This window comes from Xanthomonas citri pv. mangiferaeindicae (genome assembly GCA_002240395.1).
GTDB lineage: Bacteria > Pseudomonadota > Gammaproteobacteria > Xanthomonadales > Xanthomonadaceae > Luteimonas > Luteimonas citri_A.
In genome coordinates, this window is sequence record CP016836.1 from 3,159,165 (window position 1) to 3,172,818 (window position 13,654).

A 13,654-nucleotide genomic window follows, 5' to 3' on the forward strand; every position below is an offset into this window, starting at 1 on the left:
ATGCGCGTTCGCCGTCGCAGCGCGGCGTGCGCCCGTCGCCTGCTGGCCGTGGGCGTGGCGTTGCTGATCGCCACTGGCGCTGTCCACGCGCAGGCCTGGCGGATCGACACCGCACCTGCGACACCGCCGCTCGATGCCGACGCGCAGGCCGCCTCGGCCCGGCTGGTCGACGCGGTGCTCGCGCGCCTGCCGCCGGTCTGGCGCGCCGCCGAGGGGCTCGACGTGCAGCTGAGCTGGCGCGACGACCTGCCGCCGCAGGTGCACGGGCGCGCGGTCGGCGATCGTATCGTGCTGCACAGGGCGCTGCTCGATGCCGTGGCCGCGGACGGCCAGGATGCCCAGGCGATGCAGGCTGCGTCCGCCGCGCTCGTGCACGAGCTCGCGCATCGCTACGACCGCAGCCCGCACGGCGGCCTGTCACGCGACCCGCGGCTGCACGATCTGGCCGGCTGGCCGCGCCCCCCGCTGCGGCTGGGCCTGCGGGCGCGCCACAACGCAATGACCGACCGCCGGCCCGACGCCTACGAAACCGCATCGCCGGCGGAGTTCGTCGCGGTCAATCTCGAGCATTTCCTGCTCGATCCCGAGTACGCCTGCCGTCGGCCCGCCTTGCATGGGTACTTCGCCGCGCATTTCACTTGGGCGCCGCCCGCTGCGGACTGCACCGAGCGTTTGCCGTTCGTCGAGGCCGAGCCGCAGGCGCAGGACGATGGCCACGCGCTGCTGGAACTCGATCCGGCACGGGTCTGGGCGGTCGAGTACCTGTTCGCCGAGGGTAACGCGCAGCCGATGAGTCGCTGGGGCCACAGCATGCTGCGGCTGGTGATCTGTGCGCCCGGCCGTGCGCCAGGGCCGGACTGCCGTTACGACCTGGCGCACCACCGCGTGCTGTCGTTCCGTGCCTTCGTCGACGATGTGCAGATCTCCAGCCTGCGCGGGCTGACGGGGCGTTATCCGGCGCGGCTGTTCGTGCTGCCGCTCGACCAGGTGATCGACGAGTACACCCGGGTCGAGCTGCGCGGCCTGCAGTCGATTCCGCTGCGCTTGTCGCCTGGCGAGATCGCGACCTTGCTCGAGCGCGCGGCCAGCGTGCACTGGAGCTACGACGGCCGCTACCGGTTCGTCGACAACAACTGCGCGGTGGAGACCTGGAAGCTGCTCGATGCCGGCGTGCCGAGGCTCGACGGCGCGCGCCTGCGCAGCATCACGCCCAACGGCCTGCTGCGCAGGCTTGTACGCGACGGCATCGCCGACGTCGCGATGCTGGATGTGCCCGATCGCGCCATCCGCGAGGGGTATTACTTCCCGGCCGCGGACCGCGAGTACGCGTCCCTGCTGGCGGTCGCCCAGGCGGCGCAGCCATTGCCGACGGGCGATGTCGTCACCTGGCTCGATCTCGATCCCGACCTGCGCGCGCCGTGGCTGGCAAGGGCAGGGCAGCGCGATGGCGCCGCCCTGCTGGTGCTCGAGCACGCCGCGCAGCGGCGGTTGGAGTTGCGGCTGCGCGACATGCTCAAGCGCCGCTGGTATCTCGCGGCCGCAGACCAGGGCGTCGCGGTCGACACGCTGCATGCATTGCTCGCTGCCGGCGACGGCCTCAGCCGTCCGGCGCAGCTGCTCGACCGCGGCTACGGCCTGCCGCAGCAGGCCGAACGCGCGGCGCTGCGGGTGCAGGCCGATGCGCTCGGTCACCGCCTGCAGGCGCTGCGCGACGCACTGGAGATTCAAGGCCGCGCGGCGCTGCCGATGGATGCGCAACGACGCCTGGCGGCGACCGAGCGCAATTTCGCCACGCTCGGCGCCCGCTTGCGCGAGTTGCACCGGGAGACGGGCGGCCTGCAACTCGACTGAGGCTGGACGGCCCGGCCATTGGCGCTGCTTCCCGATGGATCGGGGCCGTGGTGCCTGTCCATGGGACCTGGCCTTGCCCGATGGCGCTTCGCGCGAGTCGAACCGTACGCGGGCAAGGCCACGTCGTCATCTCCGCGACGCGGGAACGACGACGCAAAACGCGGCGCGGGTCAGTCCGCGCGGCCGCCGAACTCGCCGGTCGTGGTGTTGACCCAGACGCGCTCGCCGTTGCCGATGTACTCAGGCACCTGGATCTCGATACCGGTGCTGAGCTTGGCGGGCTTGGGCCGCTTGGTCGCGGTGCCGCCCTTGAGTTCGGGCGGGGTGTCGACGACTTCGAGTACCACGCTCTGCGGCAATTGCAGGCCGACCGGCGCATCGTCGATCACCTGGACATAGCAGCCGCCCAGGCCTTCGGTGATGTAGCCCGCACCGTCGCCGACGACATCGGCGTCGAGCGTGTAGGGGGTGAAGTCCTCGTCGTCCATGAACACGAAGGCGTCGCCGTCCTTGTAGGAGAAGCTGGCCTGGCGCCGGGCCAGGTCGACCTCGCGCAGGTCGTCGTCGCCGTCGAAACTCGCATCGAGCTTGTTGCCGCCCGGAACGCTGTACATGGTGAAGCGGAAGCGCACGTTGCCGCCGCGCCCTTGCGGCGAGCTGCGCTCGATGTCGCGGATCTGGTAGACCCCGCCGTTGTGTTCGACCACGTTTCCTTTCTTGACGTCGTAGGCTTTCATCGGTGTATGGGTGTTTTCAGTGGGAGACGGATGCCGCAGGTGCGGCGGGATTGCGGAGATGCAGCAGCAGGTTCGGGTAATCGATCACCGCCTGGCCGCGGTCGAGGACGTCGGCGCCGAGCACGCCATCGATGGTGGGCAGCCCACGTTGCGAGAAGGCGGCGGTGACGTGGTCGAGCGCGAGGAAGTGCGCGGTGAAATCGTCGTCCCGGTAATCGCCGATCGCCAGTCGGCTGCCCGGCAGGGTCTCGATGGCGAGGTTGCCGGCACCGGCGCCGGTCGCCTGCAGCCCACCCGACGCATCGGCCTGGCGGCCATCGGCAAAGCGTGCCTGACGCGCGCGATCGATGACAGTGCGCCCGGCGCCGGTATCGATCAGGAAAGTGCCGGCGACGCCGTTGATACGGACCTCGACGGCAAGATGCGCCGCGCCATAGCGGCGCATCGGGATCGTGTCGTAACCGCGCGCGGCGAGCAGGCCGGCGAGCGCGCTCGCATCGGCCGGCACCGCGTCGCGGGCATGGGCCGGCGAGAGCGACAGCAGTGCGAGCAGCAGGCCTGTGGCCAGGCTGGGCGGCGATGCGGGCATCGCTTACTTGGGTGCCAGCCGGACCGCGCCATCGAGGCGGATGGTCTCGCCGTTGAGGTAGCGGCTGGCCAGGAGGTGGGCGACGAGGTCGGCGAATTCTTCCGGTCGGCCCAGGCGCGAGGGGAACGGAATCGAGGCCGACAGCGACTGCTGCACCGCCTCGGGCATGCCGTCGACCATCGGTGTCCAGAAGATGCCCGGTGCGATGGTGTTGACGCGGATGCCAAAGCGCGCCAGTTCGCGCGCCATCGGCAGCGTCATGCCGACCACGCCGCCTTTCGACGCTGCGTACGCGGCCTGGCCGATCTGGCCCTCGTAGGCGGCGACACTGGCGGTGTTGACGATCGCACCGCGCTCGCCGTCCTCACCGGGCGCGTTGTGCTGCATGAGCGCGGCCGCGGCCTTGGCGACGTTGAAGCTGCCGACCAGATTGACCATCACCGTGCGGCTGAAGGTCTCCAGCGGCATCGGGGCCTCGCGTCCGAGCACGCGGCCGGCGCCGAGGATGCCGGCGCAGTTGACCGCCGCATTGAGCCCGCCCAGGAACGCGCGTGCGGCCTCGAGGTTGGTCGCGACGCCGGCCTCGTCGGTGACATCGGTGCGCAGGTAGCGCGCGCGATCGGCGCCCAGTGCCTCGACCGCTTCAGCGCCCTTGTCGTCGTTGACGTCCAGCAGCGCGACCCGGCCGCCATCGGCGACGATGCGATGAGCGACGGCCAGGCCGAGGCCGGAGACTCCACCGGTGACGATGGCGCGGACGGAATCGGGAAGCATGCGCGATCCTTCGAAGACGAAAGCCCGCAGTCTAACCGCTGCGCCCGGGCACGATGTCGCGCGAACTCAGCACAGCGATGCGCCGGGAGCACGATGCCGCGTCGCAGGTTGAAGGGCGTCGGCACAGGGGCAGGGCACGGCGTTGCGCCGGCGAAACAGACCGAGGCATGACGGCGGGCGGGCTGGGCGCATGCGTCGCGGTCGAGCGGGAGTAAAATCGCGACCCATTCCCATTCGCACCGGACCTGCCTTGAACCTCTGTCAGCTGCCGCCGCGCACGCCGGGCCTCGTCGACGCCGTCGAGGCGGTCGGCAGCCACGATCCGATCGCCCGCCGCCTGGGCGAACTGGGCTTCGCACCCGGCGAGCCGGTCGAGGTGGTCGCGCTGGCGCCGTTCGGCGGCGACCCGTTGCTGGTCCGCATCGGCTTCACCCGCTTCGCGCTGCGGCGCAGCGAGGCGGCTCGGGTCCAGGTCCATGCTGGAGACGCGGCGTGACCACGGCGGCCATGCCACGGCTCGCCCTGATTGGCAGTCCAAACGCTGGCAAGACCGCGCTGTTCAACCTGCTGACCGGCAGCCGGCAGAAGGTCGCCAACTACGCCGGCGTCACCGTCGAGCGCAAGGAAGGCCGGATGCGCGGCCCGGATGGCGCGCAGTGGGCGCTGCTCGACCTGCCCGGCGCCTACAGCCTGCAGCCGGCGAGCCTGGACGAACAGATCACCCGCGACCTGTGCCGCGGCTTCTACCCGGGCGAACCCGCCCCCGATGTGCTGGTCTGCGTGGTCGATGCGACCAATCTGCGGCTGCACCTGCGCTTCGTGCTGGAACTGCGGACGCTGGGCCGGCCGATGGTCGTGGCATTGAACATGGCCGATGCCGCGGCGCGTCGCGGCATCGTCATCGACGTTGCGGCGCTCGAAGCCGCGCTCGGCGTGCCGGTGGTGGAGACCGTCGCCATCCATCGCGACGGCGCACAGGCGCTGCGCCAGCGGCTGGCCGACACGGTCGCAAGACCGCGGCCGCCCGCAACCGGCGACGCCGACAGCGACCTGCACGCCCAAGTGCGTGCGCTGCTGGCGGCGACGGTGACCATGCCGCGCCGGACCGCGTGGATCGACGATGCCTTCGATCGCTGGCTACTGCACCCGGTGTTCGGCCTGCTGGCGCTGGCGCTGGTGATGTTCCTGATCTTCCAGGCCGTCTATGCCTGGGCGACGCCGCTGATGGACATGATCGACGCCGGCACCTCCGCACTTGGCGCCTGGGTGTCGGCGACGCTGCCATCTGGTCCGCTGACCAGTCTGCTCGCTGACGGCATCATCGCCGGCCTGGGCGGGGTGATCGTCTTCCTGCCACAGATCCTGATCCTGTTTCTTTTCATCCTGGCGCTGGAGGAATCGGGCTACCTGCCGCGTGCGGCGTTTCTGCTCGACCGACTGATGAAAGGCGCCGGGTTGTCGGGGCGGTCGTTCATCCCATTGCTGTCGAGCTTCGCCTGCGCGATTCCCGGGATCATGGCCACCCGCTCGATCCAGGACCCGCGCGACCGGCTGGCGACGATCATGGTCGCGCCGCTGATGACCTGCTCGGCCCGGCTGCCGGTCTATGCGCTGCTGATCGGTGCGTTCATTCCGCAGCGGCAGGTCTGGGGCGCGCTCAACCTGCAGGGGCTGGTGCTGTTCGCGCTGTACATGGCCGGCATCCTCAGCGCGCTGGCGGTGTCGTTCGTGATGAAGCGATGGCGCCGCGACCGCAGCGAGCATCCGTTGCTGCTGGAGCTGCCGTCCTACCGGCTGCCGCATCCGCGCGACCTGGCGATCGGGCTGAAGGAGCGCGCGATGATCTTCCTGCGCCGCGTGGGCGGCATCATCCTCGCGCTGACCGTGCTGTTGTGGGTGCTGCTCTCGTTTCCGGCACCGCCCGACGGTGCGACCGGGGCCGCAATCGAGTACAGCCTGGGCGGCCGCCTGGGTCATGCGCTGGCGCTGGTGTTCGCGCCGCTGGGCTTCAACTGGCAGATCTGCATCGCGTTGATCCCCGGCCTGGCCGCGCGCGAAGTCGCCGTCGCATCGCTGGCGACCGTCTATGCGTTGTCGGCCGTCGACGACGACGCGGCGGTCCAGGCGCTGACCCCGATCATCACCGATGGCTGGTCGCTCGCGACCGGGCTGTCGCTGCTGGTGTGGTTCATCTATGCGCCGCAGTGTATTTCGACCTGGGCGACGATCCGGCGCGAAACCGGCTCCTGGCGGCTGATGGCGATCAACGCCGGCTACCTGTTCGCCTTGGCCTACCTCGCCTCGTTGCTGACCTACCAGGTGGCGCGCGCGCTGGGGGCGGGGTGAGCGCGGACGTGCAACTGGCGCTGCAGTACGCGGCGGTCACGCTGCTGGTTGCCGTCAGCGGCTGGGTCGTGCTGAAGAAGCAGGCGCCGGCGACTGCGCGGCGCCTGCGGATCGCGCTGGCGGTGCCGCTGCTGCGTCCGGGCCGGCCGGCCTGGATGCGCGCGCTGGGACGGCGCATCGCGCCCGAGCCGCGCGTCGGCGCGGGCTGCGGCGGCTGCGACGGCTGCGGTTGAATCCGGCATCCATAAGCGCTGGCGAGGCCGCGCTCAGGCGCCCTGCTCGAATGCCGCCAGGGTGTGTTCGAGATAGTCGATCGCCTCGGCGTGATGCGCCGGGGGCACTGTGGTCCCGAGCTGGCTGCGACCATCGCGCAGAGGTACGTACGCGCCGAGTTGCTCGCCACCCCACAGGAAGTCCACGACCACGATGAAGTCGTCAGCCTCGGCGCGGTGCCATGCCGCAGCGCCGCGCAGCGGCGTGAGCATGCGCAGCAGCGCTTCGAGGTTCTCCGATGCGCTCAGCATCGCGATCCGGCATACGCCGGTCGCGGCGTCGTAGTCGATCGGCGGCATGCCCAGGGCAGGGTCACGCTGCCAGGCCTCAATGATGTCCGCGACCCGGCCGGCATCGACATCGGCAAGCAGGCCTGCCGGCAAGCACCCATTGCCGGCCAGTCGATGCTGGTCGAACCAGGCCTGCCAGTCGCCGAAGGCGGACGGCTGGGCAGGCGCGGAGGCCAGGAACGCTTCGAAGGCGCCGGGCGCGAAGCTCAGCCGGGCATACAGCGAATACGGTTCGGACATCCGGCGCGCTGCTCGATCGCGTGGATCAGTGCCGGCCGCGGCGGTTGGGTCCGCGCCGCATGTCGTTGGTCGGTACCACCTCGACGGCGAGGCTGAAGTGTCGCTCGTCGCCGCCGAACAGCGCGCCCACGCCGACGACCTGACGGTTGAGCTCCTTGCCGGCTTCGTCACGGATCACCAGCACCACTGAGTATTCCCAGGCGCCGCCTTCGGACGGGTGTCGGATCGTGCCCTCGACCTGCAGCGCGGTCGTTGCCTCCTGGGTGCCGATGCTGGTGGATGCATCGGCATCGAAACGCAGGTAGTGCCGGCACGCCGGGCAGCGCGCCGAGCTCTCGAGGATCGTGGTCTTGCAGTGCGGGCAGACGCGGGTCGCGCCTGCCGCACCGGTACGGGGATCCATATCAGGTGCGTTCGGACGCCGCTGCATCCTTGCTACGGGAGGCCGGGCGTTCGTCGCCCTTGCTCTCGCCCCAACCGCACTCGACGTGCCCGCGGATCTTCGAACCCGCGGCGACCGTCAGCGAGCCGGCCTTGAGGTCGCCGGTCATCACCGCCGAGGCGCGCAACTCGACCAGCGAGGCCGAATCGATGTTGCCGTCGAGTTCGCCCGACACCAGCACCTGGTTGGCACGGACACCACCGTTGAGCTTGGCGCCGTGTTCGATCGTCAGGCTGCCCTGGACGTTGACGTCGCCCTTGAAACGGCCGGCGATGCGGACATCGCCCGAGCCCTCGATCTTGCCCTCGATCGTGAGATCGGCCGCGATGATCGATTCCTTCGCAACGGGCGCCGGCGCACTGCGCGGCGGCATCGGGGTCGGCGTCGCGAAGTCGGCGACGGCCTGCGTCGGCGGCGTTGCGTCGCGGACCGGCGCGGGCGGAAGCGAGGCCTCATTGCCTGGAGCGGGCGAATCCTTCTTGGCGGAACCGGAACTTGGAAAAATAGCCATGTCGCGTGTTACCTCGGAGATGGACGGGGCCGCCGATGCACCCAACGGGCCGGTCCGCGCCGCCGGGGGGACGGCGCGGAAGGCCGAGACTAGCACGCACTTTGGGGTGGGCAACGGGGGGCCGGAGGCCCTGCGTTCAGCCGGAAAACCAGCGTGAGGATCGGCCGCGACGCACCGTTTTCCGCGCCGCAAAGGGCCTGGTGCGCTTTGCCAGCCACCTAGGGCGCGAGCCGGCAACATGCCCATTCATCGATCGTCGCTGGTTCTGTGTTGGGCACCGTTCACAGAGCTGGACAGCGTGACTGGAACGGGTGGCGAATCGACCAACGAAAAAGCCCGCCTTGCGGCGGGCTCGAAAAGCGGCGTCGCGGAAGCAGGCTCAACGGTCGGCGCGTTCTTCCATGCGCTCGCCGGTGTTTTCGATCGCCTCGCCGGCACGCTGGGTGGCGCGGCCCGTGGCAGCGGCTGCGTCGCGGGCTGCGGCTTCGGAACGGGCCGCGGCTTCGTCGGCGGCGACTTCGGCCCGGCGCATTGCGTCCGACGACGCAGCGGCGGCGGCATCGGCACCTTCGCGCGCGGCCTCGCCGGTTGCCGATGCGGCCTCGGAGATCGCGCGGCCAGCGTTGTCGGCCGCGGCCGAGGCTTCGGCACGCTCGCGCTCGGCGTCGGCGCTGTGGTTACTGCAGGCGGCCAGCGCCAGGGCGGCGACGGCAGTGGCGGTCATCACGGTGAAGCGCATGGCATGTCTCCTGTCGGGGTGGGTCTGGACACGAAGCGTGAATGCGCCGATGTGAGCGTAGTGGCAAGGCCGGGCAGGGGCCCGCCCATGAAAAAAGGCCGCCGGGAAACCCGGCGGCCTTCTGCAATTCGACACAGTGGCGCGAAGGCCACCGAGCGGAATTACGGAGCGACTTCCTGCGCTGCGTCCTTGGCGTCTTCGGCCTTGGTCTCAGCGTGGTCAGCAGCGTCGGCAGCGTGCTCGGCAGCGCTGTCGGTGCCAGCAGCGGCGGCGTCGGCAGCGGCTTCGGCAGCGGCGTCGGCAGCAGCAGCAGCGTCGTCAGCGGCGGTCTGCGCGGTGCCAGCGACGGCCGGATCGGTCGTCTCGTTGGCAGCGGCCTGCGCGTCGGCAGCGGCGTCAGCGGCGCCTTCGGCCGAGCTGTTGGCCTGATCGGCGTTGCTGCAGGCAGCCAGCGCAAAACCCATAGCCAGGGCAAGCAGAGCCTTGTTGATCGTCATTGTGTCTTCCTCGTCTGAAAGTGTGGGCAACGCGCTAAATGCGCGCCGGCAACATCATGACAAGCCGCGAACGGCTGTCAAGCGGGAGTTCGTGGTTTTTTCGTAAAAATCACGTTAACCGAAGTTCACGCCATTTCGACGGCAATTGCGGTCGCTTCGCCGCCACCGATACAAAGTGAAGCGACTCCGCGACTTAGGCCGCGCGCCTTGAGCGCGTGGACCAGCGTCACGATCAATCGCGCACCGCTCGCGCCGATCGGATGGCCGAGCGCCAGTGCGCCCCCATTCACATTGAGGCGGTCGTGGGGGATGCCCAGATCCTTCATCGGCGCCATCGCGACGTTGGCGAACGCCTCGTTGACCTCGAACAGGTCGACATCTTCGACCTTCCAGCCCGCCTTGTCGAGGACATTGCGGATCGCGGTCACCGGCGCGGTGGTGAACCATTCGGGCGCCTGCGAGTGCCGGCCGTGGGCGACGATGCGCGCCAGCGGGGTCAGGCCACGGGCGGCAGCCTCGTCGGCCGAGGTCAGCACCAGCGCGGCGGCGCCGTCGGAGATGCTCGACGAGCTCGCCGCGGTGAGCCGGCCGTCCTTGCCGAAGGCCGCGCGCAGGGTCGGGATCTTGTCGATCTGGATGCGTCCGGGCTGCTCGTCGGTGTCGAAGCTCGCCTCGCCCTTGCGGGTGTTGACCACGACCGGAACGATCTCGTCCTTGAATGCGCCCGACGCGATCGCGTGCTTGGCGCGGGTTGCGCTCTCCACCGCATAGGCGTCGAGGTCCTCGCGGCTGAAGCCGTACTTCTCGCTGGCGATGTCGCCGAATACGCCCATCGACTTGCCGTCATACGGATTGGTCAGGCCGTCCCAGGCCATGTGGTCGAGGAACTCGGCGCTGCCGTAGCGGATGCCGGCGCGAGCGCCGGGCAGCAGATGCGGCGCGTTGGTCATCGACTCCATGCCGCCGGCGACCACCACCTTCGCGGTGCCGGCCTTGATCATGTCGTGGCCGTACATCACCGCCTGCATGCCCGAGCCGCAGACCTTGTTGATGGTCACGCACCCGGCGCTGTCGGGAATGCCGGCCGCGCGCGAGGCCTGGCGTGCGGGCGCCTGGCCCAGGCCTGCCGGCAGCACGCAGCCGACGACGGTCTCGTCGACCTGGTCGGGCGCGAGGCCCGCATGCTCGAGCGCGGCTCGGATCGCCGTGGCGCCGAGCGTCGGCGTCGGGACGCCGGCGAACTGGCCGAGCATGGATCCGATGGCAGTGCGCTTGGCACCGACGATGACGATGTCAGTCATGGTGAAAACTCCGTAGTGAGCGCGGCATGCGATCGGCCGATTATCGCATCGCTCCGAGGTGCGTGCCGCCTGGTCGTTGGTGGCTTGGACACGATGGCGCGCGTCGTCGATTGCAGGTATAGAAGACTGCGCAGGGGACGCCGGCCGCGCCACGGGGTGCGGGCATCGCCAATGGAAGAGGGAATACGATGGCCGATTCGATGAACTTCAGACGGGCGCATCCGTCGCGCTCGCTGCTTGCCTGTGCATTGGCGAGCGTCCTGGCCGCTTGCGGCGGCGGTGGCGGCTCGGGCGGCGGACTGCTGCTGCCGAACCCGCCGCCGGTCATTTCGCCCAATCCGCCGCCGACAGTCGTCGAGCCGCCTGCGCCGGCCTACAGCGGCCATCTGGCGGCCACGGGTACCTGGGCCGCGCACGACGCCGGCTATACCGGCCGGGGCGTGCGCATCGGCTTTCTCGACAGCGGCATCAACAGCAAGCATCCGGCGCTGCGCGATCGGGTCGTGGCCAATCTCGCGTATGTCGATGATCAGACAAACAACTTGAGAGTCGACGATGTTGCTGGGCACGGCACCGCCGTCGCCCAGGCCGCGGCGGGTCGGCCCTTCGGCGCCTGGCCGGGCGGCGTGGCGCCTAATGCAGAGATCGTCTCGGCACGCATCATCAACGACAAGCCGCCGGTCGACGACGGTTCGGGCAATGGCAACCCGGTGACCGGCAAGATCGGCGTCGAGGCGATCCATGCCGATCTGATCCGCCGCGATGTGCGGGTCATGAACAACTCCTGGGGCGGGCTGTACATCAGCGGTGACAATGCGGCGCGCGAGATCGCCAGCGAGTACCGTTCGTTCGTGATCGGTCACGGCGGGCTGGTGGTTTTCGCCTCGGGCAACTCGAAGCGCGCCGATCCCTCGGATCTCGCCGCACTGCCGAGCCAGCGCGGCGCCAATGGCAGCACGCCCGGCGCCGACCTCGAGCGCGGCTGGTTGACGGTATCTGCGCTCGCCGAGAACAGCACCACGCAGTTGGCGGATTACTCCAACGCCTGCGGTATCGCGATGCGCTACTGCCTGGTCGCGCCCGGTACCGTCGTGGTCACCGGCACCGACGATGCGCCCAACCGCCCCGAGTACTGGAAGTACAGCGGCACCTCGCTGGCCGCGCCGCTGGTCTCGGGGGCCGCGGCGCTGGTCTGGGAGGCCTTCCCGTACTTCGACAACGATCTGGTCCGACAGACGCTCCTCGGCACCGCCACCGACATCGGCGCGCCCGGTGTCGATCCGGTGTTCGGCTACGGCGCGTTGAATGTCGCCAAGGCCGTGGGCGGCCCCGCGAAGTTCGACTGGGGCGATGTGACCGTGAATTTCACTGGCACCTCGACCTGGCGAAACGCCATCACCGGTGCCGGCGGCCTGGTCAAGCGCGGCAGCGGCACGCTGCAGTTGGAGACACTGGTGGACTATCGCGGCGCGACACGTGTCGAGGGCGGCACGCTGTCGTTCGCCGGTACGGTGCCGGGTGCCGCGACCGTCTCTTCCGGCGCGACGCTGCGCTTCGGCGGCGTGCGCGTCGGCGGCACGCTGGTCAACAACGGCACGGTCGCGGTGGCCGGCAATCTCGGCCGCCGGACAATCGTCGGCGATTTCTCGCAAGGCGCGAGCGGGCGGCTGGCTTGGCAGATCGGTGCGCCCCTGCAGGTGACCGGCCGCGCCTCGCTGGCCGGCGAGCTGCAGGTGACCGGCATCGTCGGCGGTTACGTCCACTCGGCGCGCGAAACCGTGGTCGAGGCGATCGACGGCATGACCGGCACCTTCGGCAGCCTGACCCGCGGCCCAGGTGTGTTCCTCGACGCCACGCTTGGCTACGACGCCAACCGGGCCTGGCTCGACATCGCACGGCTCGATGTCAGCGCAACAGCGATGTCGATGGCCGGCATCACCGCACAGGCCCAGGGCGCGGCCGTCCGCGTCGAAGGCGCGTTCTCGGGCCTCGATGCGCAGACCGCCACCGGCGCGCCGGTCGCTGACGGCTTCGTGCGCGCGGCGGGGGCGTTGCAACAGGTGCAGGACGAGACGCGCGCGCTCGCCGCGCTCGACAGCCTGTCCGGTGCGCAACATGCCGCGGCACTGTCGGCGACGTTCGACAATGTCGACATGACGCGCCGCCTGGTCGCCGAACGCGTCGGCGCGCTGGCGTCGGATGCGGCCGGCGTCGGCGTATGGCAGGACACCCTGGGGCAGGGCGGCCGCGGCGGCTTCGCCCGCGACGGCTTCACCGTCGACGGCTGGAGCCTGGGACGCGATCACGTGCTCGGTCACGGCCTGGTGGCGGGATTCGCGTTTGGCGAACTGCGCGGCGACGGCATCGCGCGCAGTCGCGGCGATCGCAGCCGCGATCGTCAGACGCAGGCGCAGGCCTACGTCGCACGGACCCTCGGTGCCGGTTACGCGATGGTGCAACTGGGCAGCGGCCGCTTCGACCGCGACCTGCAGCGCACGCTGTACACCGGCGCGATGCCGCAGGGCGTCTCGACCCGCTACGCGGGTCATTACACGCAGGCGGCGATCGAAGCGGGGCGCCACTGGCGGATCGGTGCGGCCGAGGTCGGGCCGTATGCCGGTGCCGAGCAAGTGCGGCTGCGCAGTGACGGCTTCGACGAACTCGGCGGTGACGGCTTCGGCCTGCGCAGCGCCGGCTGGTCGGCGCAGCGCACCCAGGCAATCGCCGGCGTGCGTGCACGCTGGGACGGCCCCGGATTCTCGCTGCACGGCTACGGCGAATGGCAGCAGACGTTATCGGCCAGTGGCTTCGACCTGCAGGCGAGCTTCACCGGCATCGAGGCCTGGGCGCCGATCGCGGGACTGGACCCGGCACGTTCGGGTGGCCTGTTCGGCATCGGCCTCGACAGCCGACCGACACGCCGCTTGTTGCTGGGGCTGGGCCTGGACCAGCGCTTCGGCCCGCGCGGCGCCGACCGCATGCTGTCGCTGCGCTACGCCTACGGATTCTGATCGGATCGGGGCGGCGCGCGTGATTGCACGCGGCCCCGTTGTTTCGGATCGCC

Annotated in this window: 14 protein-coding genes; 5 read left to right on the forward strand and 9 right to left on the reverse strand. The window is 70.1% G+C overall.

Features of this window, described 5'->3' with window-relative positions; all coding sequences use genetic code 11:
- Window positions 1–1,851, forward strand: a complete 1,851-nt coding sequence (locus tag BEN78_13705) for a hypothetical protein (GenBank protein ASR44264.1) — start codon at window positions 1–3, stop codon at window positions 1,849–1,851.
- A 170-nt stretch (window positions 1,852–2,021) separates the two neighbouring features.
- On the opposite strand, the gene BEN78_13710 is transcribed toward BEN78_13705, so the two are convergent.
- Genes BEN78_13710 through BEN78_13720 form a run of 3 tightly spaced genes read right to left on the reverse strand, consistent with a single transcriptional unit; the run spans window position 2,022 to window position 3,951 of the window.
- Window positions 2,022–2,588 (reverse strand): elongation factor P-like protein YeiP, encoded by a 567-nt coding sequence (locus BEN78_13710; protein ASR44265.1) that lies wholly within the window; start codon window positions 2,586–2,588, stop codon window positions 2,022–2,024.
- Between the two features lie 16 nt (window positions 2,589–2,604).
- On the reverse strand, window positions 2,605–3,177 hold the full coding sequence (locus BEN78_13715) for a hypothetical protein (protein ID ASR44266.1): 573 nt from the start codon (window positions 3,175–3,177) through the stop codon (window positions 2,605–2,607).
- A 3-nt stretch (window positions 3,178–3,180) separates the two neighbouring features.
- The gene (locus BEN78_13720) at window positions 3,181–3,951 is read right to left on the reverse strand and encodes a 3-hydroxy-2-methylbutyryl-CoA dehydrogenase (protein ID ASR44267.1); all 771 of its coding nucleotides are present in this window, start codon (window positions 3,949–3,951) and stop codon (window positions 3,181–3,183) included.
- A 250-nt stretch (window positions 3,952–4,201) separates the two neighbouring features.
- On the opposite strand from BEN78_13720, the gene BEN78_13725 reads away from it, so the two are divergent.
- Genes BEN78_13725 through BEN78_13735 form a run of 3 tightly spaced genes read left to right on the forward strand, consistent with a single transcriptional unit; the run spans window position 4,202 to window position 6,530 of the window.
- Window positions 4,202–4,447 (forward strand): iron transporter, encoded by a 246-nt coding sequence (locus BEN78_13725; GenBank protein ASR44268.1) that lies wholly within the window; start codon window positions 4,202–4,204, stop codon window positions 4,445–4,447.
- Window positions 4,444–6,297 carry a ferrous iron transporter B gene (locus BEN78_13730; protein ID ASR44269.1) on the forward strand — a complete coding sequence of 618 codons (1,854 nt, stop codon included), beginning with the start codon at window positions 4,444–4,446 and terminating at the stop codon, window positions 6,295–6,297. Before BEN78_13725 ends, BEN78_13730 begins: the two co-directional genes overlap by 4 nt.
- A gap of 8 nt (window positions 6,298–6,305) precedes the next feature.
- The gene (locus tag BEN78_13735) at window positions 6,306–6,530 is read left to right on the forward strand and encodes a hypothetical protein (protein ID ASR45144.1); all 225 of its coding nucleotides are present in this window, start codon (window positions 6,306–6,308) and stop codon (window positions 6,528–6,530) included.
- A 33-nt stretch (window positions 6,531–6,563) separates the two neighbouring features.
- Here the strand turns inward: BEN78_13735 and BEN78_13740 are convergent, their stop codons facing one another.
- The 6 genes from BEN78_13740 to BEN78_13765 form a co-directional block, all read right to left on the reverse strand.
- Window positions 6,564–7,100 (reverse strand): hypothetical protein, encoded by a 537-nt coding sequence (locus tag BEN78_13740; GenBank protein ASR44270.1) that lies wholly within the window; start codon window positions 7,098–7,100, stop codon window positions 6,564–6,566.
- A gap of 25 nt (window positions 7,101–7,125) precedes the next feature.
- Window positions 7,126–7,503 carry a hypothetical protein gene (locus tag BEN78_13745; protein ID ASR44271.1) on the reverse strand — a complete coding sequence of 126 codons (378 nt, stop codon included), beginning with the start codon at window positions 7,501–7,503 and terminating at the stop codon, window positions 7,126–7,128.
- Window position 7,504: 1 nt separating this feature from the next.
- The gene (locus BEN78_13750) at window positions 7,505–8,053 is read right to left on the reverse strand and encodes a hypothetical protein (GenBank protein ID ASR44272.1); all 549 of its coding nucleotides are present in this window, start codon (window positions 8,051–8,053) and stop codon (window positions 7,505–7,507) included.
- A 379-nt stretch (window positions 8,054–8,432) separates the two neighbouring features.
- Window positions 8,433–8,792: a hypothetical protein gene (locus tag BEN78_13755; protein ID ASR44273.1), complete on the reverse strand. Its 360-nt coding sequence runs from the start codon at window positions 8,790–8,792 to the stop codon at window positions 8,433–8,435.
- A 161-nt stretch (window positions 8,793–8,953) separates the two neighbouring features.
- Window positions 8,954–9,289: a hypothetical protein gene (locus tag BEN78_13760; GenBank protein ID ASR44274.1), complete on the reverse strand. Its 336-nt coding sequence runs from the start codon at window positions 9,287–9,289 to the stop codon at window positions 8,954–8,956.
- 125 nt (window positions 9,290–9,414) lie between these two features.
- Window positions 9,415–10,590 (reverse strand): acetyl-CoA acetyltransferase, encoded by a 1,176-nt coding sequence (locus BEN78_13765; GenBank protein ID ASR44275.1) that lies wholly within the window; start codon window positions 10,588–10,590, stop codon window positions 9,415–9,417.
- 200 nt (window positions 10,591–10,790) lie between these two features.
- Here BEN78_13765 and BEN78_13770 point away from each other — a divergent pair, with 200 nt between their 5' ends.
- Window positions 10,791–13,601, forward strand: a complete 2,811-nt coding sequence (locus BEN78_13770) for a hypothetical protein (GenBank protein ID ASR45145.1) — start codon at window positions 10,791–10,793, stop codon at window positions 13,599–13,601.
- Window positions 13,602–13,654 lie beyond the last annotated feature (53 nt).